This is a genomic window from Myxococcales bacterium (assembly GCA_016716835.1).
Lineage (GTDB): Bacteria > Myxococcota_A > Polyangia > Haliangiales > Haliangiaceae > JADJUW01.
In genome coordinates, this window is the sequence record JADJUW010000003.1 from 233,402 (window position 1) to 256,369 (window position 22,968).

A 22,968-nucleotide genomic window follows, 5' to 3' on the forward strand; every position below is an offset into this window, starting at 1 on the left:
TCCTATCGTGTTACCGTGACGGGGCTAGCCATGCACGTTCGATTTTGGGGGGTACGTGGGTCGATCGCCATGCCGGGGCCGTCGACCAACCGCTATGGCGGCAACACCTCCTGCGTCGAGGTCACGCCGCGGGGAGCGTTGCCGATCATTATCGATGCGGGCACGGGCCTTCGGCCGCTGGGCAAGGCGTTGATGGGTGGGGCAGCTTCTGGCAGGCAGGACGAGATCGCGCAGCGCTTTGCTGATGGCCGCGCGGAAGGCCACATCCTCATTAGTCATACCCATTGGGACCACGTGCAGGGCTTGCCGTTTTTTGCGCCGTTTCGCGTCGCGGGCAATCGCTTTCAGATCTACGCGCGGGAGCGCCACGACGACAAGATGCAGGCGGTGTTCGCCTCGCAAACCGATGACGTCTATCTGCCGGCGCCGCTGACCAAGTTTCGCGCCGACCTGGCTTTTCGCGAGCTGCGCGACGACTCCGATTTTATGATCGGCGAGGCGCGCGTCCGATGTGCCCGGCTCAACCACCCGTGGATCGCGATGGCGTATCGCATCGATTGCGACGGTGCCTCCCTGGTCTACTGTTCGGACACCGCGCCGTTTCGCGACGTTCTGCTCGAGTATGATTTTGTCAAGGAGGCGCCCGTGCCGGGCGCGCCGCTTGATGCCAAGGTCGCCGCGCGCCTGGCCGATATGCAGGGCCAGTTGGTGGCGCTCATGCAAGGCGCGGATCTGCTGATCTATGACACGCAATTTACCGCGCAAGAATATGCGCAACGCCCGCATTGGGGCCATTCGACGCCAAGCGACGCGCTGCAGATGGCGCGGCTGGGCAAGGTGAAGACGTTGTGCCTGTTTCACCACGCGCCGCTACGCAGCGATGACGAGCAAGATGCGATCTTGGTCGCGACGCGCGCCGAGAGCGCTGCGGCCGGTGATGCCTTTGCGGTGATCGCGGCGCACGAAGGCCAAGAGCTGGCGCTGGGAGGCGCCCTCTAGTGCGCGTGCAATGCTGGGGCGTGCGCGGCATGATCGCCGTGGCGGGCGCGGCGTATAACCGCTACGGCGGCAATACGCCGTGTATTTCGGTGGAGAGCGAGGCCGGCGATTTGCTCATTTTGAGCATGGGCACCGGCCTGTTTCATCTCGGTAATCACCTTATGACGCGAGAGTTTCGCGACGGCGCGGGCCACGCCACCATCTTGATGGCGAACGCCATGTGGGATCACACGCAAGGGCTTGGTTTTTTTGCGCCGGTGTTCGTGCCTGGCAATCAGTTTACGCTTTGGGGCAACGCGGCCACGGCCGATGCCCTCGAGCGCATCATGGAAGGCGGCATGAACCCCAACGTGTCGCCGCTTCAGACGTTGCGCAATTTAGGCGCGGCGTTCACGATCAAGGCGACCCCGGTTGGTGCGCCGTTTGAGGTGGGCGCCTTTACCATCAGCGCGATCGCAAATCCCCACGGCACGGTAACCTCGCTGGCCTTTCGCATCTTGGAGCGCGCGACCGGCAAGGTCCTCGTGTTCGCGCCCGACGTGGGGTATGCCGATGCGGGCGCGCCAGCCGAAACCATCGCCCTGTATCGCGACGCCGACGTGCTAATTCACGACACGACGTTTTCCGTCGCCGACGATTTCGAAAACTTTGCCCTTGGCTACTCATCGGTGCGTGAGGCCGCGCAGGCCGCGGCCGCCGCCAACGTCAAAACTCTCGTCATGTTTCACTACGGCCCCGACTACACCGACGACGACATCGACGCCCTCTTCGCCGCCTGCCGCGCCGAACTCGACGCCGCCGGCGGCACGTCCGTCGCCCTCGACGCTGCGCGCGATGGCAGCGTGTTGACGCTTTAGGCGGTGGCCGCGGCCAGCGACGCCGCCATCACGGCCGCCATGGCCATGATGGCGATTTGCGGGTTAACGCCGAGGTTGCCCGGGAAGACGCTTGAGTCGGCGATGTAGAGGCCTGGGGTTGTGTGGTGGCGAAAGTCGGGGCGCACGACGCTGGTGGCAGGATCGCTGCCCATGCGCGCGGTACCAAAGAGGTGCGTCATCGACATCGCGTAGGCTTTGGGATTCAGCGAGCCCTCGTCGGTGAGCTGCGCCATGCGGCGCGGATCGCTGACGACCGCATCAAAACCGGCGACCCCGGGATACACCTCGCGCGCCCCGGCGGCGAGCATTACCTCGCCCAGCCGACGCACGCCGAGGCGCACCTTGCGCACGTCGGCGTTAGTTAGCGAGTAGCGCACGCTGGCGCGCCCCGCGAGGCCACGGCGCACGCTGCCACGTGCCTCGGCATGAATGGCGGCCCCGGCCACCGCATAGCGGTTGAGCTCGGTGAGGCGGCGCGCGAAGGCCGGCCCGACGTCCGGGAGGCGGCTCGCCAAGATGGGCAGGTCAAAGCCAATCGCTTCGAGCTTGAGGCCTTCGTGGAGCCAGCCGGTGACTTCGTGGCCTTGCGTGGCGCCGCGGAAATTGTCGACGGGTTCGTCAAAGCGCGCGGTCAACGACACGCCGGGATGCGCCATCAGGCCGTGCCCAACCGCGCCGTGCGTTATGCCGGAGGCTTGCAAGATCATCGGAGTTTGGATCGCGCTCGCCGCGAGCACGACCGCATAACGTGCGCGCGCCTCGACCGCCGCGCCGGCCGCGGTGATGCCCTCGACGCCATACGCGCCGCGCGCATCGGTGAGCACGCGGGTAACGCGGATGCCGGCCATGAGGCGTGCGCCGTCACGAACGGCGTCTGGCAAAAACGTACGCTCCATGGAAAGCTTGGCGCCATTGGGGCAGCCTTGCAGACAACGGCCCGACCCCATGCAGCCCGTCACGTTGCGCGAGATCGGCCGATGCGCCACGCCGAGCGCCTCGGCGCCTCGCGCGAGCACGAGATTTTTCGCGCCCGCGATGGCAGGTGGCGTTGGCGCGACATGCAAGCGGCTCATGATCTCGGCTTGGGCGGCGGTCAGCGCCTCCCATGATAGCCCCTCGGCGAGCGCCGGATCGGCGGCCAGCCACGCGTCGTAGATCTCGCGCGGAAACGCCCAGCTGATCGCGCCGTTGATGACCGAGGTGCCACCAACCACCTTGCCCTGCAGATATGGCATCGGGCTGCTGCCCATGGCGATCGAGGTGCCCATGTCGCGATACATCAGGCCCATCGCGCGCACCGCGCTGACGGGAAACTGCGCGGGCGTGACATGGGCGCCTTCCTCGAGCACGAGCACGTCGAGGCCCCCCGCCGCGAGGTTCCGCGCGACGGTGGCGCCGGCGGGGCCACTGCCCACGACGATGACCTCGCTCGCCAGCGTGAGGCGTCGTCGGACGTCGGCGCCGTCAAGCGCGATCAGCGCGTGGTGCGCTTCGCCGCTCACGCGGTAAACCTTTCGCGAACCGCGGGGTCGTCGAAATAGCCAAAGCCGCCGAGCATCTTAAAGGTCGCTAGGAGCTGGCGCACGAGGTAGCGCTGATCCGCGGCCAGCACCTCAAGCAAGGCGATTTGCCGCGCAGGCGGCAGGCGCGCAAAGCGGTGATGAAAGCCCGCATAGCCTAGCGGCAAGGCATTAAACGCGTGCAACATGGCGCGCAGCCCGGGGCCAAACGTCGGCGCCGTCGCGCCTGCCATGATCTCCCATACCGCCGGCGACACGTCACGTCGTGGTGGCAGGTCGGCGGTGGTCGTCGCGTAGATGGCGGTGAAGATCGCGTCGGCTAAGGCGCGCTCGTTGCCGGTCAAGGCGTTGAGACGGGTGGCGATCGACGTGGCATGCTTATCGCGCGCCGGGCTTGGTGAAGCTGCGCCAACGGCATCGGTGGCAAGCGCGCCGGCGATGCATGCCGGCACATAAGTCGTGCGATGTTCGCGCTGCAAGGCGAAATATGTCGGCGTCTCGACGCAGGCGCCGCCGATCACGGCGTAGCTCATCCCGATGAGGCATGTCGGATCACCTGGCGTGAGCGCGACCAGCGGGTCTTTGATCGCGCGCATCGGCTCCCAGCGTGGATTGTAGGCGCTGCGCCCGTAGTCGATGATGAGCCCGCGATCGAGGCCTTGCGGCACGGCGACCCCACGCGGTTCGATCACCTCGTAGAACCAAACGCAGCGCGGCGCGCCGTTGTGCTCGATGGGCCTGCTCGCTGCAGCGAGGCCGTCTTGATGCAGGCGCACGTTCCAGCCGAGCAGCGCCCCGGTGATCGCATCGCGATGGAAGACTTTTTGAAAGGTCGACCACGTCAGCGTTTCGACAACCGTCGCCGCGCCCAGCACGGTGCCGCGGTAGGTCCAGCCGGCTAGCTGACTGGGCGCGATCGCATGGCCGTGCGAGATACGTCGGCGCAGCTCGCCACGGCTCGCGTGCCGCAACGATGCGATGGCATCGGCGTGCAGCAAGGGCGCGCGCGTCATGATGGCGACCTGCTGGGCCCCCACTTGGCGAGGCGGCGAAGGGCGGCGCGGTCGGCGATCTCGAGCGCGGTGCGCAAGCCGGCGCGCAGGGCCTCGTTCGGCGCGGACCCTTGGTGGCGTACGATCGCGAGGAGCGCGTCGTAGTTGCGCATGGCCTGCTTGCGATCGTGGTGTAGCGCGGCGGCAAGCGCGGGCTGCGCGCGATAGACCGCGGCGAGCGAATTAAACAGCAGCAGCATCGCAAAATTATCGGCGGCGACGACGATCGCGCGTGAAATCTCGACGTCGCGTTCGATAAACGCGTCGAGCGCCGGCTCATGCCGCTGGCGATCGATCAGCGCGGCGAGGGTGGTTTGCCCCGCGGTGGAGAGTTTGCTCGCGGCCTTGAGCACGGTCTCAACCGCGAGCAGCCGTCGAAGCTCTAGAAAGGACGCCACCTTGGTGACGTCGCGGTGGACGTCGATGTGCGCGAGCATGCCGAGATTGGCGTGCTGCGCCGGCGCAAGCACCCGCACGGCATCGCCTTGGCGGGCGCGCACCAGGCCCTCGGCCTCAAGCCGGGCGATGGCCGCGCGCAGGGTCAAGCGGCTGACGCCCAGCGTGCCGGCTAGTTGCCGCTCGGGTGGGAGCGCCTCTCCGGGCGCCGGGCGGCCGGCGAGAATGGCGGCGCGCAGGTTGGCCAGCGCGGCATCGACGGGACGGACGGACACGACCATTGGTTTAATGGTTAAACCAGTTTAGAAAGAAGATCAATCGGAAATTGCACCCCCGAACGCGCGTCATGTCGGACATTTTCGCCAGGGTGTGAACGCGGCTGCGGGCGCGCAGCGCCGAGCGGGTGGGAACAAGGCTACGCGTAGCTGGCACGGTTCATGCTGATGTCGTCAGCCATGCAAGCTAATCGCAAACGACAGTCTTTGACTCACGCAACATCGGTCACACGGGGCTCGCGACGGGCGACTTGGTCCGCACGCGCAGGCCTAGCTATCGGCGTGGTCGCGCTGCAGGGCTGCGTCAGCGCCGGCGATCGCTACGCCAACGGCTGCCCTAACGACGAAGTGTGTTCACCAAGTACACCAGATGGTCTCCTGTTTAGCGGACCCGCACTTGGCGATACGATTCTCGATGGCACCATCCGACCTGTGGCCGACGGTGGAACGAGTCATATCGAAATTTTGCTGCCAGGCGGCGGCTTCTTCAATCTGCCGTATCTCGCGTCGAGCAGCGGCGCGAGCCTGGTCGTGACGGGGCAGGATGGCGACGAGGTTGCCATCGAAGGCGCCGCGGTCGGCACGGCGTGGCTTCGGATTACCGACGACGCCAATGCGCTCTACGATCGAATCCAGATCGACACCGCCTTTCTCGCTGCCCTCGATATCTTGCCGGCGCTTGGCGAATCGCTGCCCAATGCCGGCGAGATCGCGTTGGCGCGCGGCGAACCGGCGAGCATCGTCGTTGGCTTGCGGAGCGCAACTGGCGAGCGCCTCATTGATGACTCGCTGGCGGTCATCGTCAATGGCGGCCCAACGACGGTCGCAACCGCGGCCTGGGACACCTTCACCGTCGACGCGGCCGGTGAAAGCGCGTCGCTAACCTTTTCCGCGGGCGTCAGTGACTATGTCGTCGACCTGCCAACTATCACTGCGCTCGAAGAAATCTTGCTTGCGGATGAGTACGAACTCAGTGACGGCTATTCTGAGGTCGTTTGCTTTGAGGGGCGCTTTGGCATTTACACCGTGCTAGGCGTGCCATGGGAAGTCAGCATCGATGGCATGCCACCTGTTGCGGCCATCGGCAATTGCATCTCGGTTGAGGCCACGGGGCCGACGGTGACGCTCGATGTAACCGGCCTCGACGCCAGCCAAACGTTTGTGCTGCCGGTGACGGCGGATGCTACCAAGCGCGCCTTCGCCAAGACCGCGCGGGCGCCAGCGACGGTCCTCGGCACCCAAGGCGAGCGCGCCGCCGCGGCGGCCAACGGCGCGCCGGTGCGCTAGGTCTCGTCTGTCTGGCGCGCCGCGACCGGCATATCAGATCCATGTCGGGAGCTGCTGCAGAAAGTCTCCGGCCGGGCGGATCTCAACATCGTCGACGATCGAGGCCTTGCGACCGAGATACAAAATCGTACAAGCCGCCATCGGATACTCCTCGCGAAATGACTTCAGGCCGTGGAAATCGGCGCCGCGCAAGGTATCGGTATGCTTGACCTCGATGGCGCGCAGCCCGTCGGCGCCATAGAGCACAAAATCAACCTCGTGGCCGGACGCCGTCCGCCAATAGTGCAACGTCGCGTCGCGCTGGGCATAGTCGATCGCCGCGCGCAGCTCCTGCATGACCAGGGTTTCGAGTGCTAGCCCGCCCAGCTCCGTGGTTGCATCGAGCGGCCCGCGCGGACGAATGGCCTGAAATACGCCGCAGTCAAAAAAATAGAACTTGGGAGCCTGCACGACGCGTCGCTTGGCGCGCTTGGTAAAAGCGGGCAGCCTAAGGCCGAGCATGAGATCTTCTAAGATGCCGACGTAATCTTCCACCATCTTGCGATTTACCGCCGCGTCGCGCGCGATGGCGCTGAGGTTCATGACGCTGCCTTGCGAAAATGAGAGCGTCTCGAGAAATCGCGCAAAGGCGGGCAGATTGCGGGTGAGGCCTTCCTGCTGCACCTCCTCGCGCAGGTACGTGCTGACATAGCTTTTTAGAAAGCCCCTTGGGTCGGGCTCGGTATATGCTAAAGGCAATTGGCCAAACTGAAGCGAGTGCTTAAGCTGGAAGGCCTCGCCGAGCTCGCTGGCCGTGAGGGGGTGCATGGTTAGCGACAGGGCGCGTCCCGCCAGCAAATTGACGCCGCTGCGTCGCAGTTTCCTCGCACTCGATCCCGTCAACACAAAGGCGAGGCGTTTCCCCTCGATCAGCCGATGCACCTCGTTGAGCAGCTCGGGGACCCTCTGGATTTCGTCGATGACGATGCGCTTGGTCTGCTTGGCGACATAGGCCTCTAGTCGTTTTGGGTTGGCCAGCAATTCGGCATAGGTCTCGCTATCGAGCAGATCGATGTAGGGCGCCTCTGGAAACCCAGCCCTCACCCAGCTGGATTTGCCGGTGCCTCGTGGCCCGAGCAAAAAAAAGCTCTTGGTCTGCGGCGGCGTAAGCGCCCTGTGAAACATAACTCCAAATTACATGCAAATTGGAGTTATAGCTACCATGATATAAAACATGATTAAATTCAGATATTTGAATTTCCAATAGCTGGGAGGAACCAAGCTTTTGGCACTATTTGCACAAATAGTGGGCAGTTCAGCGGCACCAGTACCTCACTTGGCAAGCATGGTTTTCTTGGCGAGCTCGTATTCTTCCTTTCTGACTTCCTGAAAGGTTTCTTCAAAAAAAACTTCGATGCCTTGTCCGGCATACGTTTTGGTTACGCGTAGCCCATCCGTTGTCAACGAGTCCTTAGAGGTCACGAGTCCGCCGTCCGGCATGGTGGAGGTCGATTCCCAAGACGTCCATTGCCATGGCGCTCCTGAAAGAGTTCCCTTGCCTTCAAAGGCACCTGACGCTTCGGTCATCGTAAACGTGGCGCCATTGACGGCCATCACCACCACATAAACGCTAGCCTTTCCCGAGCGTCCATCTTCACTAACGACCTCCTCTGTAATTGTCGAACTGCTGGGGTCGAGCGTGCGCTTGGCTAAAACCTTGGTTTCCCCAACGTGCCGACCGCCCATCGTCATGATCGATGTGCCCGCGTAGTAGTGGTCGCTGGGCACATCCGCCGATGCGGTCGGTCGTGGCGCTGCCGGCGCGGACGTATGACCACTTCGACAACTAGCAATCGCTACAAACGCCAAAACAAGAGAGAGCCTAAAGATTCGCATGGTGCATTGCAGCATGCACGCCAACCACTTAGCAAGTACCTAAGCGCCCGCGATCAGCCAAACTTGCCGGTGATGTAGTCTTCGGTGCGGCGGTCTTTCGGCGAGGTGAACATCTGCCCGGTGTGGCCAAATTCAACCAACTCGCCGCTGAGAAAAAACGCGGTGCGATGCGAGACGCGCGTCGCCTGCTGCAAGTTGTGCGTCACGATGACGATGGTGTAGCTGTGGCGCAGCTCGTGCAGCAAGTCTTCGATGCGCGCGGTGGCAATCGGGTCGAGCGCGGAGCACGGCTCGTCCATCAAGATGACTTCCGGATCCACCGCCAAGGTGCGCGCGATGCAGAGCCGCTGCTGCTGGCCGCCTGAGAGGCTGGTGCCCGGCTTGTCGAGGATGTCTTTGACTTCGTCCCACAGCGCCGCCTGGGTGAGCGCGCGCTGCACGATGTCCGAGGCATGCGCGCGGTCGAGGCGTGCCGTCATGACCAGGCCCGACAACACGTTTTCGCGAATGGTCATGTTGGGAAATGGGTTCGGCTTTTGAAACACCATGCCGACGCGGCGGCGCAAGAGCACGGGGTCGACCTTGGGGTCGTAGACATTGTCGCTATCGAGCAGCACGGTGCCACTGCTGCGCGCGCTGGCGATCAGCTCGTGCATGCGGTTGAGGCAGCGCACGAACGTCGACTTGCCGCAGCCTGAGGGGCCAATAATCGCGGTGACGGTGTTTTGCGGAATGTCGAGCGTGACGCCCTTGACCACCTCGTTGGTGCCAAAGAAGGCACGCAGCTCGCGCACCGAAAACTTGGCGGGGTTGGTGGCCTGGGCGGCGGCTTGTTGGGCTAGCGGCATGGTTAGATTCGCCTTTGGTAGCGGTTGCGCAGCATGATCGCCGCGGAGTTGAGGATGAGCAGCGTCGTCATCAGCACGATGATCGCGGCGGCGGCGTTCACCATGTATTCATGCTTGGCATTCGCGGTCCACACATAGACTTGCATCGGCAGCGCGGTGAAATCGGAGTCAATGCCGTCGGGGATGCCGGTCATAAAGGTTGCCGCGCCGACCACCACGAGCGGCGCGGTCTCGCCAATGGCGCGCGACGTGGCCAAGATCGCACCGGTTAGGATGCCAGGTAGCGCCTGCGGCAACACGACCTTGCGCACCATTTGCCAGCGGGTTGCGCCAAGGCCGAGCGCGGCCTCGCGCAGGCTGTCGGGTACCGTGCGCAACGCCTCGCGCGCCGAGACAATGACAACCGGCAGCACGAGCAGCGAAAGCGTCAGGGCGCCGGCAATGACCACCTCGCCGAGGCCAAATGCCCGCACAAACAATGCCAGGCCGAGCAGGCCGTAAATTACTGAGGGCACGCCAGCCAGGTTGGCGATCGCCACCTCGATCACGCCCGCTATGCGCGAGCGCTTCCCGTATTCTTCGAGGTAAACCGCGGCGCCGACGCCCAGCGGCAATGAGATCACAGAGGTGAGGATCATCAACCATAGGGTGCCAACGAGCGGTGGCAAGATGCCGGCGCGCCCGGGACGCATCGAGTCGGTGTTGGAAAAAAATGACCAGTCGATGCGCCCCAGGCCCGTCGCGACGACATCGCCAATGAGCCATGCAAGCACGAGCAGTGGCACGAACACCGCCGTGGCGCAGGCGGCGCGAAACACCGTCTCGGCGAGCTTGCCAGGGCGCTTGGATGTGATGGGCACGTGTGCCGCGCCCGCGCTCGGCGGTGAACTGGGCAGCGGCGGATGAGAGATCCGTACGATGTGGCGTTGGGTGATTGGCGCGGCCGGCTCCATGGCTACAGCCCTCCTTGGGTGCGCCGTTTGCGCGACAGGCGATAGCTGGTGAGGTTCATCACCAGCGTAAACAAGAACAGGCAGGCGCCGACGACGAATAGGGTTTTGTACTCCACCGATCCCGTCGGCACGTCGCCGGTCGAGATGCGAACTATATAGGCGGCCATGGTTTCGACGGGCCCACGTGGATCCAGCGTGGCCTTGGCGCTCTGGCCGGCGGCGACCGCGACGATCATGGTCTCGCCTACCGCACGCGAAATCGCCAGCGTCGTGGCGGCGGCGATGCCCGACCATGCGGTTGGCACGACGACGCGCGTGATCGTCGGCAGCTTGCTGGCGCCCAGTCCGTACGACGCCTCACGCAGGTGGTTGGGCACCGCGTAGATCGCGTCCTCCGCAAGCGAGGAGATCATGGGGATGATCATGATGCCCATGACCAGGCCCGGGCCCAGGGCGTTGAAGCCCGCGATCTGCGGGAACATGCCGCGCAGCCAGGGCGTGATCACCGTGAGCGCAAAAAAGCCATAGACAATAGTGGGCACGCCCGCAAGCAGCTCGAGGGCGGGCTTGAGCATGCGCCGTGCGCGTGGGCTGGCATACTCGCTGAGATAGATCGCCGCCATGAGGCCAAACGGCAAGGCCACGCCAATCGCGATCGCCGAGGTAAGCGCCGTGCCCGCCACCAGCGCCCAAATGCCGAAATGCGCCGTATGGGGCGTCCACACCAGCTCGCCCAAGAACTTGCTGACCGGCACCTCCGTAAAAAAATCGACGGCTTCGAAGGCTAAGACGATGACGATTCCGATGGTGACGAAAATCGAAAGCACCGCGCAGGCGATGAGCACGATCTCCATCGCGCGTTCGAGGCGTCGCGGTATGCGGATGAGGCCTCGCAGGCCGCGGCTAGTTGTGGCGGCTTGGGACGCGCCTGCTTCGGGGGTGGCGAGTGCTGGCGGCATGCTAGTTGCCTCCTGTCGGGCTGATGCCTTGCGTCGCTGCCGCCGGTCTTGCGGCGATCAACCTAGCTTCCAGGCTGGCGTGCGTGTTGTCGCCGCCGTAGATCGTGCCGGCGGTCTGCGCGCGCAGACGTTCCTTTACGAGCGCATAGGTGCTGTCAGGCATGGCGACGTAGCCAACCTCGGCCGCAAGCGCGCCGGCATGCTCGATGTAATACGTACAGAAATTCATGACGTGAGGCGTCGCCAAGGCCTGGCGTGAAACGTAAATAAAAATCGGCCGTGCCAGCGGCGTGTAGCTGCCGTTGGCGATGGTCTCCACTGATGGCAAGACCGCGGCCTCCCCATTTTCTGCCTTGCCGTCATCGATCGCGATGAGCTTGAGCTTGTCTTGGTTTTCTTGATAATAGGCGTAGCCGAAGTAACCAATCGCGTTGTCGTCCATGGTGACGGCCTGCACCAACTGGTTATCGTTTTCGCTCGCATTGTAATCGCCGCGGCTGGCACGCTCCTTGCCATTTACGGCATGCGTAAAATAGTCAAACGTGCCCGAGTCTGATCCGGCGCCAAAGAGCCGCAACGGCCGGTCGGGAAAGCCGGCGCGGATTTGGTTCCAGTTGGTAACCTTGCCTTGCGCCTCGGGCTCCCACATGGTCTTGAGCTCGGCGACGGTGATCTCGCTGAGCCAATCGTTTTTTAGGTTGGTCACGACCGCGAGACCATCGAACGCCACCGGCAGCTCGATGAATTCGATGCCCGCCTTATGGCAGTCTTCGATTTCACTTTTTTTGATCGGCCGCGAGGCGCCGGTGATTTGCAGATCGCCGCGGCAAAATTTCTTAAATCCTGCGCCGGTGCCCGAGCCCGCCACGGCGACGCGCGAGTTGGTGGCCTTCGAGAAGTCTTCAGCAACCGCCTGAGAGATCAAAAACACCGTGCTCGAGCCATCGATGCGAATCGCGCCCTGCTTGCGCTTGCTACAGCCGGCAACGAGCACCCCGCCTGCCACCACGGCCATCGCGATCACTGCTGTTAAGACGCGGCTAGCGGCGTACACAAGCGCCACACTAGGCCTCATTTGTGACAACCGTGTGGCAATTGTAAGTAATTGTAATATATGGCTTAAATAAGTATTTTGGCTGCCGTTTGGCTGCCTACTTGGCCGCGTTTGCCGGCAGCTCGACGACAAAACGCGAGCCGCTCGGATCGTTGGGATGGACCTGTACGCCGCCGCCCATTGCCTCGCAAAGGTGCTTGACGATTGATAGGCCAAGGCCCGTGCCGCCTGCCTCGCGCGCGCGGCCGCCGTCGACGCGGTAAAATCGCTCGAAGATGCGTGCGCGGTGGTGCTCTAAGATGCCCGGTCCGTTGTCGGCGACCTCGATAATGCAGCGCGTTCCGGATTGTCTGGCCTTCACCGCGATGTGGCCGCCGACCTGCGTGTAGCGAATGGCGTTGTCGATGAGGTTCATCAGCACCTGCGTCGTCGCGAGGTGATCGGCGAAGCAGGCGGCGTCGGTGGCGATCTCAACTTGCAGGGTTTGCTGGCGTTCGGCGAGCTTGCCGGCGAGCAACGACTGAACTTCGGCTAGCAAGTCTGGCAGCACGAGCACTTCCGGTTGCAAGTGCAACTTGCCGGCCTCAATGCGCGCCAGATCGAGCAAATCGGAGAGCAGGTTACTAAGGCGCTCGGAATTGCGCAACAGACTGTCGACCAGCTTGCCCGCCATCTCGGGGCGTTCGCTAATGACGTGCGACAAGGTCTCGCTTGTCGCGCGCAGAATGCTGACCGGCGTGCGCAGCTCATGCGACACGTTGGCGACGAAGTCGCGGCGAATCTGTTCGAGGTGCCTGACCTCGGATACGTCCTCGATCACGATGACGCCACCTTCCGACAAGCGCTGGTAGGTAACAAGCAAGCGTTGGCCGGGCGGGGTGGTTAGCTCACAGGTGCTGCCATCGACGGCGCGATCGATGAGCTCATGCAGGGCCGAGATGCGCACTTGCTCGATCAGCAGCGAGCCGCGGCCCATCTCAACGAGGCCGAGCAATTCGCTGGCGCGTCGGTTGCAAAATTCGACCCGGCGCTCGGGGGTGAGCGCGACCACGCCGTGTGCCAGCGACTCGAGAATGCGCATCGCGACATCGCGCTCGCTGCGGGCCGCGTCGCGGCGCTGCTCAGACTTGGCAAGGCGGCGGTCGAGCGTCGAGCGCAGGTCGTACATGCCCGAGTCATCTGAGGTGATCTCAAAGCGGCTCGGGATGGCGGCCGAGTTGCTAGCGCCTTCACTTGGCACGAGCAGCCGGCGTAGCGAGCGCTCGGTGGTGTAGACCGCCAGCCGCGTCAGGCTCCATGCGGCAACCGCCACCACCAACGCGGTGCCCAGCGCGCCCGCGAGCGTTACCGACACCTCGAACGCCACGAAGCCCGCAAGGGCCAGCGCGACCAAGAAGGCGGTGTTCATCGCCACGAGGGCGAGATGGAGACGAACCCTGCGCATGCGCCAACCTAGCGCAAGGCGGCAATTTTTCCTAGGGTGGGTTCATGTTGCTTGGCGTGTATGAGGTGCGCGCGCCGCTAAAGATCGTACCGCTGTGGCTGCTCGCCACCCTCGACGTCCACGAGGTTTACCGGCCGCTTGGCTTTGCCGAGACCGAACCAGGTCGCTTCATGGCGATGCGCCCGAGCCCAACGAGATGGCAAGCAGCGCCGAGCTGAGACCTTGGGCTACAGCCAGCCTACGCGCCAGCCGCGGGTTTCGATTTGTTCTTTCCCTTGCCCATGGCGTTACGCGTGGCCTGATAGCCAGTTGCGTATTTCTCGAGTGGGAGTCGAGCGATGGTGCCTTCCACCACATCCAGCGCCAGGTCCGTCACCGTCTTGAAACGAAGGCAACCCACGCCCATGTCCAGCTTCTTGCCGCTCTTTTTGTACTGGGTGTTGAACCAATCCAACAACGCTGGCTGGCCGTAGAAGCAAATCATGTGCAGCGCCATGTACGATTTCTTTGAGGCCAGACTAATGAGCGGCAGGGGCTGCTTGGGATTTCCCCCGTAGCCAGCGGGGTATTTGGACAGCGGGACGAACCAGCTGATCATGCCGAACTGAATTCCCTCCTTGTATCCTGGCGGAAGGGCGCGGTTAATTCCTCGCCGCACGGATTGCAATGCGTCCCGCCGCTCCGTGGGGAGCGCGGCAAGATACTCCGTGACAGTGGATGCCGACATGACGGCAAATCTACACGATGACCTTGGTCGCAGCAATCGGATGATCGGCCCTGCGTCTCAACCACAGGAACCGATCGAAACCGTCACGGCTTCGACGTGCCTACGCCTCGTCGCGAAAGCGATAGCCGACGCCGCGCAAGGTCTCGATATAGTCGCCTAGCTCGCCGAGCTTTTCGCGTAGACGCTTGACGTGGGTGTCGACCGTGCGCGTGGTGACGTCGGCCTCAATGCCCCACACGTCGGAGAGCAGGGCGTCGCGCGATTGCACGCGGCCGCGCCGGCTGATGAACGTCGAGAGCAAGCGAAACTCGAGCGCGGTGAGAAAAATCTCTTGTTCGTCGATCCATGCGCGGTGCGCCTGCTTATCGACGCGCAAGCGGCCAAACTTAATTTGCTCTGCCTCGCCCTCGCTGTGCTGCACGCGGCGCAGCAGGGCGCGCACGCGCAGCCCTAGCTCGCGCACGCTAAAAGGCTTGACCACGTAGTCGTCGGCACCGATCTCAAAACCCACGACGCGATCGACCTCGCTGCCTCGCGCGGTGCACAAGATCACCGGGATATCGCGGGTACGCGGGTTTTCCTTGAGGCGGCGGCAGACCTCGGTGCCGGGCAGATCGGGCAGCATGAGGTCGAGCAAGATCAAGTTTGGTTGAGGGTCTGCGGCCGCTGCGATCAACGCCTCGGCGCCGGTGGTGACGGCCTTGGTGACGTAACCTTCGCGCTGCAAGTTGATCTCGACGGTGGTCGCCAGATCCACCTCATCTTCGACGATTAGGATTTGGGCCGTCATAGAAAGCTCGCGTAGCGGGTGCGCCGAGGGTTGCGCCGACGTTGAGGTCGCGGGCGGTTGTTGAGCGTTGGCATACCACATATGAGACAGCCTTTCGCACCCATGTGACGGCCGCGTGACGACACCGTGGCCGCCCGGCAACGAGTTGCGGCGAGCGCACAACTCGCGGCGAATAATAGGCTAATTGGCGATCGACATGGCGCCGGTGGGTGCGGCCGCATCGACGGTCCCGGGACGCTTGGCAAAGGCCGCGAGCTGACGGGCATGCGCCTTGAGCGCGGCCCACACCGATGGATAGACGTAATAGGGCACGCCGTATTCGCGGCAGGTCTGCTCGACGACGCCGGTGATGGCGCCATAGCGGACGTGAGAAATCTTGGTGAAGAGGTGATGCTCGATCTGGCGGTTGAGGCCGCCGGTGTACCAATGCACGAACGGGTTGCGGGGCGCGAAATTCGCCGTCGTCTTGCATTGGTGAATCGCCCACTCATCCTGCACGTTGCCGGTGGCGGCGTCGGGGGTTGGGAATGCGACGTGGTCGACGACGTGGGCGAGCTGAAACACGATGGCCATCACCAGGCCGACAAAGCCGAGCACGCCGACGTAGCCGAGCACCACCACCCACCAGGCGTGGAACATCATGGGCAACACCAAGCCGAGCGTAAAAAACAGCGCCTTAAAGGTAAGAAAAATGATCCAATTGCCGGCGCCAAACGCGCCAATCTTGTGCGACTTGATGCGGCCCGATACTAGATTCTTAATGTCGTTGCCGGCCCAAATGAGCGCAAGCAGACAGTACGAAAACCACGCGTAGATGTGCTGAAAGCGATGCCACGGGCGCCACGGCTGATCTGGATGCAGGCGCAGCACGCCGCCGGTTTCGAGATCGTCGTCATGCGCGTCGAGGTTGGTATAGGTGTGGTGCAGCACGCCGTGCTTGATGGTCCACATGGTTTGGTTGCCGCCGACTAGATCGAGGCCGCGGCCGGCCAGGCGGTTGAGCCACTTCTTGTCTGAAAACGCGAAGTGGCCGCCGTCGTGCATGATGCAAAAGCCGACAAGGATGATCGAGTTGGCGAGGACAAAGCCCGATAGCAACGCCTGCCACCATGTGTGGGCCCAAAAAACCAGACCAATATAAGACGTCGCTAGCATCGCCAAGATAACGAGCGCTTTAAAGATGATGCGCGCGCCGCCATGTTGTGGAAGCCCACGTGCCGCTAGCGCGGCCTGCGCGCGATGCTTAAGTTCGGCAAAAAACGGCCCTTTGGGCGCAAAATGAATGTGTTGCACGGTAGGTCCTCTCAGCGCGCGGACTCTAACCTATGGCCACGCATGGGCGCAGGGCTTATTTGAGCAATTGTCGGACATGCTGCGGCGACACATCGCCGCACGCGCATAAACGCCTGAAATCTGGCGCCTTCAAACCTCGAGCGTGGCCTCGACCCAACCGGTGCGAAGGCCACCTGCGCGTATGCGCACCTTGGTTTTGCCCGCAGCGCCTGCCCCGCGCAGCCAGACCGCGACGCGGGTTTGTGTGGCGTTGCCCTCGCTCTGCATATAGGCCGGCAGGTTCGCCGCGCCGTCGAGCCCATGTCCCCAGCCGGCGAGATGTCCGATCACTTGGTGCGCTGCGCCCGGGTCCACCAGGGTGCCGTGGGTGACCGAGAAATCTACGGCAAGCGGCTGCGCGATATCGAGCGCCTTGGCGCCGTGGAGCACGTGCGTGGGTAGATAGCCGAGGTTGCGCACGATGCAGGTCACGCGCACCAACTCGCCAGTGCGCTCGATGGGACCGGGCGAGAGTTGAAGCGTTGGCGTCAGGGCGGCCGCGTGCAGCAGCATTGTGAAGTGTTGTCCGCACATCTCGGTAAGCTGCGCCGGCGGTGGATTCCACACCGTGTGGCGCGGATCGATACCGCCGACCTCGACGGCGCCGAGCTGCGGATGCTGGCAGGCGCGCCACGCGGGAAACGCACGGCCCCCGTTGTGTTCGCGATCCCAGCGATAGAGCGCGATCACCTCGGCGCGCGTCATCTGCTCGTAGTATTCGACGAAGCGCTTGGGCCGCTTCATGCCCAGGCGCGCGAAGAGGTCCCACAACTCGATGGCAAACGCGTAGGCGCCGCGGGTCTCAAAGGCGAAGTCGCTTAGATCGCCATGCAGCGGCTTGTCTGGCTCATATAAGAATTCGTCGTAACCCGACACCATGGGGTATTTGGTGAACTCCTCTGCCCACGCGCCGAGCTGGCGAAACACCGCGAGGTCGCTTTGATTGAGCTTGCTATCGGGGCCATCACCGAGCGGACGAATGAAGACGCCGCCAAAGCAGTGGAAGTTAAACCACATGAAAATCTCTGGGTGCGCGACGGCGAATTCAACCACGGCGCGGCTCTCGGGTTCGCTGGTGGCAAAGGCGCCGGCACCGACCTGGCGGTGATGCGGCACCCAGCCGGCGGGAAAATTGCGATTCAGATCGATCGGATTGTCGTCCATGAAGGTGAACGCCGGCACGCTGTGGCCGTCAAAGTGCTCGATGATGCCTTCGGGATAGAGCTTGTAGTATGGGCCTGGATCGGCAATGCCGCGCTGGACCAACAGGCCAGGGCAGCCTGGCGCCTCGACAAAATCGCCGGCCGGATCAAGGATCCGCATCGCCAGCGCCAGGCCATCGCCATCGAGGTCTTGATAGAGCCAACGCGGCGGCGTGTGCGCGGCGCGAGGATCGCGCGGCAGCGAGCGCACGAAGCGTCCGGTCTTGAGCACCGCCTCGGCGCCATCAGGCGACATGCGCGGCAAGATATAATAGAGGGGCGCGCTCGCCGCGGCGATGACGGTGGGCGGCACGCTGGCGGTTGCCGCCTCGCCGCCACCCGCGATGCCGCCGCCGTCGAGCATGGTCGCCAGCCGCGCCGCCAGCGCCAGCGCGACGCTCGAGCCCGCGAGCTCGCACGCGTGCATGTTGCCATCGATCCACACCGAAGGCCTCCTGCGCTCGGGGTCGACGCCGACGGTGAGCAGCCACAGCTCGCGACCCTGTGGCGAGATGCCGATGCTATGCACGCGCACCACGCGCGGATGAGTCTCCGCGAGGTGCTTCACATACGCCGTCAGCGCGGCGTAATCGAGGTAGTCGGTGCTGGGGTCGGGAGGCGAGGCGGGAGACTGGGTAGGCGTGCTCATGCGGCTTGGCGCGCAGCGTATCGCCGGCGCCGCCCAATAGCTATGCACGCCAGGGCCATGATGATCAAACCACTTGTGTTTGTCGCGCCTGGCGTTGACGACGCGCGGCAACCTGCCGCTTGGGCCTCGTCGTCGCCGGGGCCGCCGATGAGCAAGTTTGCGATTGGCTGGCACGCGGCGGCGTCGCAGGCATAGCCCTCGCCGCATTGGTTGTCGGCGGCGCAGGCGGCGTTCGGCCCCGCGGTGCAATCAATATCTTTGTCGCCGCAGACGTCGTCGCAAACGCCGTCGGCGGCGCATAGAAATGCCTCGCCCAGCGTTTCGCTGATAAACGGCAACTCGGCCGCGAGCTTGGTGTCGGCGCCAATGCCGATGCAGGTGCCGCCGCTGCTGCCCCATGAATGAACGCCGACAACGGCGAGCACGCCGGCCTCGCTGGCCTCATATAGCGGGCTGCCGCTATCACCGGCGCAGGCGCCTGTGCCATCGGCGCGATCGAAACAGATGAATCGGTCGTTGGGCGTGCCGTGCGGCGCGCAATCGATGCTGGCATCTTGCGTGGCGTGCAGCCGACCCGTGTTGCCGCTCGCCTCATCGTAGATGCCATAGCCGACGAGCGTGAAGTCAGCGGCGCCGATCGCTCCAACGCCCTGTCGGCTTACGTGCGCGACGCGGCGATCGGTGATGGGCTGCGCGAGGCGAATGATCGCGACGTCGTGGTAGCCATTTTGCTCGGGGTCTTGCGCCAGCGCCATGTAGTTCGGATGGATGGTGATATCGGCAACCTTGATGGTGGTAACTGGATCGAACATCGATAGGGTGTCGAGGTAGACCACGGTATCGGCGATGAGGCGTTGCCGCGCGGCGTCGTCAACGTGCGAAACGCAATGCGCGGCGGTGAGGACCGCGTCGGGTGCGATGAGGGTGCCGGTGCAGATGGTGCGATCGCCTTGGTCGAAGATGGCGACGACGGCGGGATAGTCGCCTATCTTGGCCGATAGGCCGCCTATGATGGCGGCCTGGCTTGCCTCTGTGGCGGGCGGCTGCTCAACGCAGGCGGCCGTTGCGATCAGCGAGCTTAGGCACGTCGCCACCAGCGCCGAGTGCTGTTTGTGCCGAGTGATGTTGTTTGCCGCGCCCCGTGCCATGGAGGACTACTAAGCAAAGTCTGCGCCACGCTAACTGATTGAAATGGTTAGCGCTGTTCAGTCTTAGCGGTATGTCAACTAGCCGCACCTGAGCGATATTGCGGCCGGTTTGTGGGGCCTGATGGCCTCGGCATCGGGCGCCGCGACTATGATGGACCGGCATGCAAACGCGCGGCAAACGTGGCAATGCCGGTACGTCATCATCGCCCGTTGCGAGCGTTGTAGCGTCGGCGAAGGGCCGGCTGCAGGCAATTGGCTATTGGTACGACGAGCGCGCGCCGAGTGCGTACCCGCGGCCGCAGCTCCTAGTTGGCAAATGGGCCGCGCGCGATCGCCGCGCGGTGCTGGCCTATTTGCGCGCCGGCGCGGTGTTTGAAACCTATCGCGCCCATTCGCACTGTCGTTTTAACTGCGGCACCCCCATGCGCGACATGGGCCGCCGCGATCTGGCCGATGCGCGCTACGTGTGGCCCGAGGGCTTGGCTCACTATGTCGAGGCGCATGGCGTGTTGCTGCCCCCGACGTTTGTGCGCCACGTGCTGGCGGCGGTCGCTGCCAAATCGCTGCCCCCATCGACGTTGTGGCATCGCCGCGCCCGCGAGGGCCTGGTCGACGACGCCGCGTGGATCGCGTGGGGTATGCGCCAGGGCGCCGGCGAGGCGCAAGCCGCTCCAGCGTGGTTGACGCCCGCCTTAGCCAAGGCGCTGCGCGCCGAGCTGCGCAAGCGAACGTAAAAAAAAACGCACCGGGCGCGAAGGTCGCGGCCGATGCGTTTGCTGCCTAAGCCTGTCGACTAGAAGAACGCGCGGGCCATGACGCCGAGCGTAAACGCGTCAGTGTTGTCGAGGTCGATGTCGAATGAAACGCCGGCATCAATCATCTCGTTGACGGCGTAAATGCCGTGCAAGCCGACGGGGATGTAGCTGTCAAAGATAAACTGGGTTTCCGAGTCGGAGATTTCGATGTTGGCGAGGTTTGTCTCCGCAGCAACATAGAGGTTTGGGTTTACTTGATAGGCAAAGCCCACTGGCAACGACAAGTAGATTGGCTTTGGCGCGTCTACGCCTGGCGCTAATTCTGGGCCGCCATCGAGCGTGATGGTGAGTTGGTTGCCGCCTGAGAAAATCGCCATTTTGTCGTTCAGGTTGTAGCGAACGCGGGCGCCAAGTCCGAGCGGCGTCATGGCTTCAAAGAGTGTGTCGTAGCCAACATTGACGTCAGCGGCGACGTGCAGTGGGCTGGTATTCATCAGACTATAGCCGAGTTCGAGGGTAAGTGGACCCTTAAAATCGACGCCGTCCTCAAGGAACGTAGCGTAACTAACACGCGCGTCAATTTTATCGTTGATGCCGTAAGCGGCAGTTAGGCCAAGTCCTTTAGACGAATCTGATTCGTCAGCAATTTTGAAAAAGGACAAAAAGAAACCCAGGCCAACTTCCGCCTGGCTTGCGGGCGCGGTCAACGGACGGTTGATCACCTCAAGCGGTTGCTTGACTTCCGCCGCGGCGGAGCCAACTAGTGATACGAGGCCAAGAGTAGCGATAGTTTTTTTGAGTAAGTTCATAAAGGAATCCCTTCTATCTCCTACGTACTATGTCGGATCTGGCGTCGCTAGTTTTTGGTGGCAAAAATGCCGAAAAGCTAGGTGATCTCGGGCATCTATATGTGTAACGCGATTGCCACAGTGCGTAAGAATTGACGCAGTTTGGTCGGCAAGTGTCGCGGGACGATCACACTGCGGCAGACGGCGCAGCGCGGCGTTGTACATTTACAGTAACGGCCACTACATTAAGTGCACCTGTGAAGCGTTGGGGCGTCTCGTTCATTCTCATCTGTGTCGCGGCGCTTATAGCAGTCATGGCATGGGGGCAATGTCGCAGCAACCCCGTGGCGCAGCGCGGCAAGCCAGCGCGACCGTTGCCGCATGCGGCGATCGCCAAGGCGATCGCGGGCGATGGATCGACAATCAGTGATTCGCCCCCAACGAACGCCACCCCGATGCGCGGGGCACTCGTGTTGCAAGGTGTGGTTGTCGACGGCGAAGGTGAGCCGGTTGCCGACGCGGTGGTGACGTGGGCCGGCGCGGTTCCAATATCCGAAATTCGGACAGAAGCCGATGGTTGGTTTTCACTGGAGGGGCTGGGCGCGGGCGGTTATCTGCTTAGCGCGCAGGTGCAGCGCGACGACGGCGTGCGCCTGGTGGGCTATGTCCATTATCAACTCGGCACGTTGACTGAGCCCGCCGTGATCGTTGTGCGGCCCGGCGTCGCGGTCACGGTCGACGTTCGGCATCGCGGCGAGCCGGTGGTGGGTGCTGAGGTTGCGATCGAAGGCGTTATCGCAGCGCGTGGCGTAACCGATGCGGCGGGCAGCGCGATATTTAGCGGCATGCTGCCCGGTGCCGTGAAGGTAGGGGCGCGCGCCGACGGCCTGGCGCAGGCGGCGCGCTATGCGCATGTGCCTCGCACCGGCGCGCGGGTGCAAATCGACATGATCGCCGCGGCGTCGCTACGCGGCGTGGTCAGCGACGAAACCGGGGCCGCCGTGGTTGGCGCGCAAATCGCCGTGGCGCGGCCCGATCTCACATTCGGGACAGGTGGCGATGCCCCCGTGGCCGTAACCGACGCCAATGGCGAGTTCATCGCGCGGGTGGTGGCGGGAGACGCCGTGCGCTTGGTGGCGACGCATCCCGATTTTTTACGCGGCTATAGCGAGCCGTTGATAGCCAATGGCGAGGCGTCGCCTGCCTCGGCGTCGCCGCCGCCACTGCGAATTACGTTGGTGCGCGGCGCGGCGCTGCGTGGGCGCGTCGTTGATGCGACCGGCGCGGGCGTGGCAGCGCGTGTGACCTTATTCGAAGAACCGAGCAACGAGGTGATGCGTCGCGAGCGACACACGAACGCGGGGGCGGACGGCACATTTATATTTGCAACGGTACAGGCGGGCGCGGTGAGCCTGCAGGCGGCGACCGAGGGCGCGCGCAGCGAGCTGTGGAGCGCCGAGGCGGTGCCGAGCGCCGAGGTCGCGCTAGTCGTCGCGCATGCGCTTGCGATCGAGGGCACGGTAATGAGCCGCGCCGGGTTGCCGGTCGCAGGTGCCCACGTGACCGCGTACCGCGAAGCTTCTTCTGATCTCGACTACGGCGGCGAGCTCGCCGCGGTGACAGATGCCGACGGGCGCTTTCGACTCTATGGCGCGAGCGCGGACGACTATCGGCTCGTCGCGTTTCATGCCGAGGCCGATGTTGATCTGCACGGGGCGGCCGGCGCGGTGACGGCCAAGGGCGGCGCGCGTGGCGTGGTGCTGACGTATGACGATCTAGCCGAGGTGGTGGGCACGGTGGTCGGCGCGGCGCCAAACGAAGAAGTGGTGGTGCAGCTCGGCAGTCGATCTGTTGTGGCCAAGGACGGCGTCTTTGTAGTGCGTGACGTCTCGCCGGGGCGACCCGCGCTGCAGGTGCGTATCGACAACGTCCAAGTCGCCTTTCTCCCTTACATTGACGTGACGCCTCCGCGAGTCGATGTCGGCGAGGTGGCGTTGGCTCCGGCGCAAAAGGTTCGCGGCGTGGTGCTGGATGCAG

General features: G+C 63.6%; 22 protein-coding genes. 6 read left to right on the top strand and 16 right to left on the bottom strand.

Features of this window, described 5'->3' with window-relative positions; genetic code table 11:
* Positions 1-15: 15 nt before the first annotated feature.
* A complete protein-coding gene (locus tag IPL79_19730) occupies positions 16-999 on the top strand; it encodes an MBL fold metallo-hydrolase (protein ID MBK9073205.1) in 984 nt (327 codons plus the stop codon).
* Positions 999-1,856, top strand: coding sequence for a hypothetical protein (locus IPL79_19735; protein MBK9073206.1), 858 nt, complete (start codon positions 999-1,001; stop codon positions 1,854-1,856). The genes IPL79_19730 and IPL79_19735 overlap by 1 nt, the downstream gene beginning before the upstream one ends.
* Here the strand turns inward: IPL79_19735 and IPL79_19740 are convergent.
* From IPL79_19740 to IPL79_19750, 3 genes are read right to left on the bottom strand one after another with little or no spacing between them, the layout of a single operon-like run.
* Positions 1,853-3,379, bottom strand: coding sequence for a GMC family oxidoreductase (locus IPL79_19740; GenBank protein MBK9073207.1), 1,527 nt, complete (start codon positions 3,377-3,379; stop codon positions 1,853-1,855). The genes IPL79_19735 and IPL79_19740 overlap by 4 nt on opposite strands.
* Positions 3,376-4,410 (bottom strand): hypothetical protein, encoded by a 1,035-nt coding sequence (locus IPL79_19745; GenBank protein MBK9073208.1) that lies wholly within the window; start codon positions 4,408-4,410, stop codon positions 3,376-3,378. The genes IPL79_19740 and IPL79_19745 overlap by 4 nt, the downstream gene beginning before the upstream one ends.
* Positions 4,407-5,120 (bottom strand): FadR family transcriptional regulator, encoded by a 714-nt coding sequence (locus tag IPL79_19750; GenBank protein ID MBK9073209.1) that lies wholly within the window; start codon positions 5,118-5,120, stop codon positions 4,407-4,409. Before IPL79_19750 ends, IPL79_19745 begins: the two co-directional genes overlap by 4 nt.
* A 282-nt stretch (positions 5,121-5,402) precedes the next feature.
* Between IPL79_19750 and IPL79_19755 the strand changes: the two genes are divergently transcribed.
* Positions 5,403-6,407 (top strand): hypothetical protein, encoded by a 1,005-nt coding sequence (locus tag IPL79_19755; protein ID MBK9073210.1) that lies wholly within the window; start codon positions 5,403-5,405, stop codon positions 6,405-6,407.
* 33 nt (positions 6,408-6,440) lie between these two features.
* On the opposite strand, the gene IPL79_19760 is transcribed toward IPL79_19755, so the two are convergent.
* The 7 genes from IPL79_19760 to IPL79_19790 form a co-directional block, all read right to left on the bottom strand.
* Entirely contained in the window at positions 6,441-7,571 is a 1,131-nt protein-coding gene (locus IPL79_19760; GenBank protein MBK9073211.1) for an ATP-binding protein, read from the bottom strand.
* A gap of 147 nt (positions 7,572-7,718) precedes the next feature.
* Positions 7,719-8,297, bottom strand: coding sequence for a hypothetical protein (locus tag IPL79_19765; GenBank protein MBK9073212.1), 579 nt, complete (start codon positions 8,295-8,297; stop codon positions 7,719-7,721).
* A gap of 38 nt (positions 8,298-8,335) precedes the next feature.
* Positions 8,336-9,130 (bottom strand): phosphate ABC transporter ATP-binding protein, encoded by a 795-nt coding sequence (gene pstB, locus IPL79_19770; protein ID MBK9073213.1) that lies wholly within the window; start codon positions 9,128-9,130, stop codon positions 8,336-8,338.
* Between the two features lie 2 nt (positions 9,131-9,132).
* Positions 9,133-10,083 carry a phosphate ABC transporter permease PstA gene (gene pstA, locus IPL79_19775; GenBank protein MBK9073214.1) on the bottom strand — a complete coding sequence of 317 codons (951 nt, stop codon included), beginning with the start codon at positions 10,081-10,083 and terminating at the stop codon, positions 9,133-9,135.
* Positions 10,084-10,085: 2 nt separating this feature from the next.
* Positions 10,086-10,937, bottom strand: coding sequence for a phosphate ABC transporter permease subunit PstC (gene pstC, locus IPL79_19780; GenBank protein ID MBK9073215.1), 852 nt, complete (start codon positions 10,935-10,937; stop codon positions 10,086-10,088).
* Positions 10,938-11,043: 106 nt separating this feature from the next.
* The gene (locus IPL79_19785) at positions 11,044-12,057 is read right to left on the bottom strand and encodes a PstS family phosphate ABC transporter substrate-binding protein (GenBank protein MBK9073216.1); all 1,014 of its coding nucleotides are present in this window, start codon (positions 12,055-12,057) and stop codon (positions 11,044-11,046) included.
* A 136-nt stretch (positions 12,058-12,193) separates the two neighbouring features.
* Positions 12,194-13,540 carry a hypothetical protein gene (locus IPL79_19790; protein ID MBK9073217.1) on the bottom strand — a complete coding sequence of 449 codons (1,347 nt, stop codon included), beginning with the start codon at positions 13,538-13,540 and terminating at the stop codon, positions 12,194-12,196.
* 44 nt (positions 13,541-13,584) lie between these two features.
* Between IPL79_19790 and IPL79_19795 the strand changes: the two genes are divergently transcribed.
* Positions 13,585-13,758 carry a hypothetical protein gene (locus IPL79_19795; protein ID MBK9073218.1) on the top strand — a complete coding sequence of 58 codons (174 nt, stop codon included), beginning with the start codon at positions 13,585-13,587 and terminating at the stop codon, positions 13,756-13,758.
* A 20-nt stretch (positions 13,759-13,778) separates the two neighbouring features.
* Here IPL79_19795 and IPL79_19800 read toward each other — a convergent pair whose 3' ends face one another.
* The 5 genes from IPL79_19800 to IPL79_19820 form a co-directional block, all read right to left on the bottom strand.
* Complete coding sequence (locus tag IPL79_19800; protein MBK9073219.1) at positions 13,779-14,267, bottom strand: DUF1801 domain-containing protein; 489 nt, start codon at positions 14,265-14,267, stop codon at positions 13,779-13,781.
* 100 nt (positions 14,268-14,367) lie between these two features.
* Positions 14,368-15,057, bottom strand: coding sequence for a response regulator transcription factor (locus IPL79_19805; protein ID MBK9073220.1), 690 nt, complete (start codon positions 15,055-15,057; stop codon positions 14,368-14,370).
* A 180-nt stretch (positions 15,058-15,237) separates the two neighbouring features.
* A complete protein-coding gene (locus tag IPL79_19810; GenBank protein ID MBK9073221.1) occupies positions 15,238-16,350 on the bottom strand; it encodes an acyl-CoA desaturase in 1,113 nt (370 codons plus the stop codon).
* A gap of 129 nt (positions 16,351-16,479) precedes the next feature.
* Positions 16,480-18,240: a peptidase M14 gene (locus IPL79_19815; protein MBK9073222.1), complete on the bottom strand. Its 1,761-nt coding sequence runs from the start codon at positions 18,238-18,240 to the stop codon at positions 16,480-16,482.
* Positions 18,237-19,388 carry a trypsin-like serine protease gene (locus tag IPL79_19820; GenBank protein MBK9073223.1) on the bottom strand — a complete coding sequence of 384 codons (1,152 nt, stop codon included), beginning with the start codon at positions 19,386-19,388 and terminating at the stop codon, positions 18,237-18,239. Before IPL79_19820 ends, IPL79_19815 begins: the two co-directional genes overlap by 4 nt.
* 161 nt (positions 19,389-19,549) lie before the next feature.
* Here IPL79_19820 and IPL79_19825 point away from each other — a divergent pair, with 161 nt between their 5' ends.
* The gene (locus IPL79_19825) at positions 19,550-20,122 is read left to right on the top strand and encodes a hypothetical protein (protein ID MBK9073224.1); all 573 of its coding nucleotides are present in this window, start codon (positions 19,550-19,552) and stop codon (positions 20,120-20,122) included.
* A 59-nt stretch (positions 20,123-20,181) separates the two neighbouring features.
* Here IPL79_19825 and IPL79_19830 read toward each other — a convergent pair whose 3' ends face one another.
* A complete protein-coding gene (locus IPL79_19830; GenBank protein ID MBK9073225.1) occupies positions 20,182-20,952 on the bottom strand; it encodes an outer membrane beta-barrel protein in 771 nt (256 codons plus the stop codon).
* 236 nt (positions 20,953-21,188) lie between these two features.
* Between IPL79_19830 and IPL79_19835 the strand changes: the two genes are divergently transcribed.
* A partial coding sequence (locus IPL79_19835; GenBank protein ID MBK9073226.1) for a carboxypeptidase regulatory-like domain-containing protein occupies positions 21,189-22,968 on the top strand: 1,780 nt, incomplete at its 3' end.

Bases quoted from the DNA above. Each gene is read 5' to 3' on its own strand.
- IPL79_19745 (MBK9073208.1), bottom strand. From the start codon at position 4,410: ATGACGCGCGCGCCCTTGCTGCACGCCGATGCCATCGCATCGTTGCGG.
- IPL79_19760 (MBK9073211.1), bottom strand. From the start codon at position 7,571: ATGTTTCACAGGGCGCTTACGCCGCCGCAGACCAAGAGCTTTTTTTTG.
- IPL79_19765 (MBK9073212.1), bottom strand. From the start codon at position 8,297: ATGCTGCAATGCACCATGCGAATCTTTAGGCTCTCTCTTGTTTTGGCG.
- pstB (MBK9073213.1), bottom strand. From the start codon at position 9,130: ATGCCGCTAGCCCAACAAGCCGCCGCCCAGGCCACCAACCCCGCCAAG.
- pstA (MBK9073214.1), bottom strand. From the start codon at position 10,083: ATGGAGCCGGCCGCGCCAATCACCCAACGCCACATCGTACGGATCTCT.
- pstC (MBK9073215.1), bottom strand. From the start codon at position 10,937: ATGGAGATCGTGCTCATCGCCTGCGCGGTGCTTTCGATTTTCGTCACC.
- IPL79_19785 (MBK9073216.1), bottom strand. From the start codon at position 12,057: ATGGCCGTGGTGGCAGGCGGGGTGCTCGTTGCCGGCTGTAGCAAGCGC.
- IPL79_19790 (MBK9073217.1), bottom strand. From the start codon at position 13,540: ATGCGCAGGGTTCGTCTCCATCTCGCCCTCGTGGCGATGAACACCGCC.
- IPL79_19795 (MBK9073218.1), top strand. From the start codon at position 13,585: ATGTTGCTTGGCGTGTATGAGGTGCGCGCGCCGCTAAAGATCGTACCG.
- IPL79_19800 (MBK9073219.1), bottom strand. From the start codon at position 14,267: ATGTCGGCATCCACTGTCACGGAGTATCTTGCCGCGCTCCCCACGGAG.
- IPL79_19805 (MBK9073220.1), bottom strand. From the start codon at position 15,057: ATGACGGCCCAAATCCTAATCGTCGAAGATGAGGTGGATCTGGCGACC.
- IPL79_19815 (MBK9073222.1), bottom strand. From the start codon at position 18,240: ATGAGCACGCCTACCCAGTCTCCCGCCTCGCCTCCCGACCCCAGCACC.
- IPL79_19820 (MBK9073223.1), bottom strand. From the start codon at position 19,388: ATGGCACGGGGCGCGGCAAACAACATCACTCGGCACAAACAGCACTCG.
- IPL79_19825 (MBK9073224.1), top strand. From the start codon at position 19,550: ATGCAAACGCGCGGCAAACGTGGCAATGCCGGTACGTCATCATCGCCC.
- IPL79_19830 (MBK9073225.1), bottom strand. From the start codon at position 20,952: ATGAACTTACTCAAAAAAACTATCGCTACTCTTGGCCTCGTATCACTA.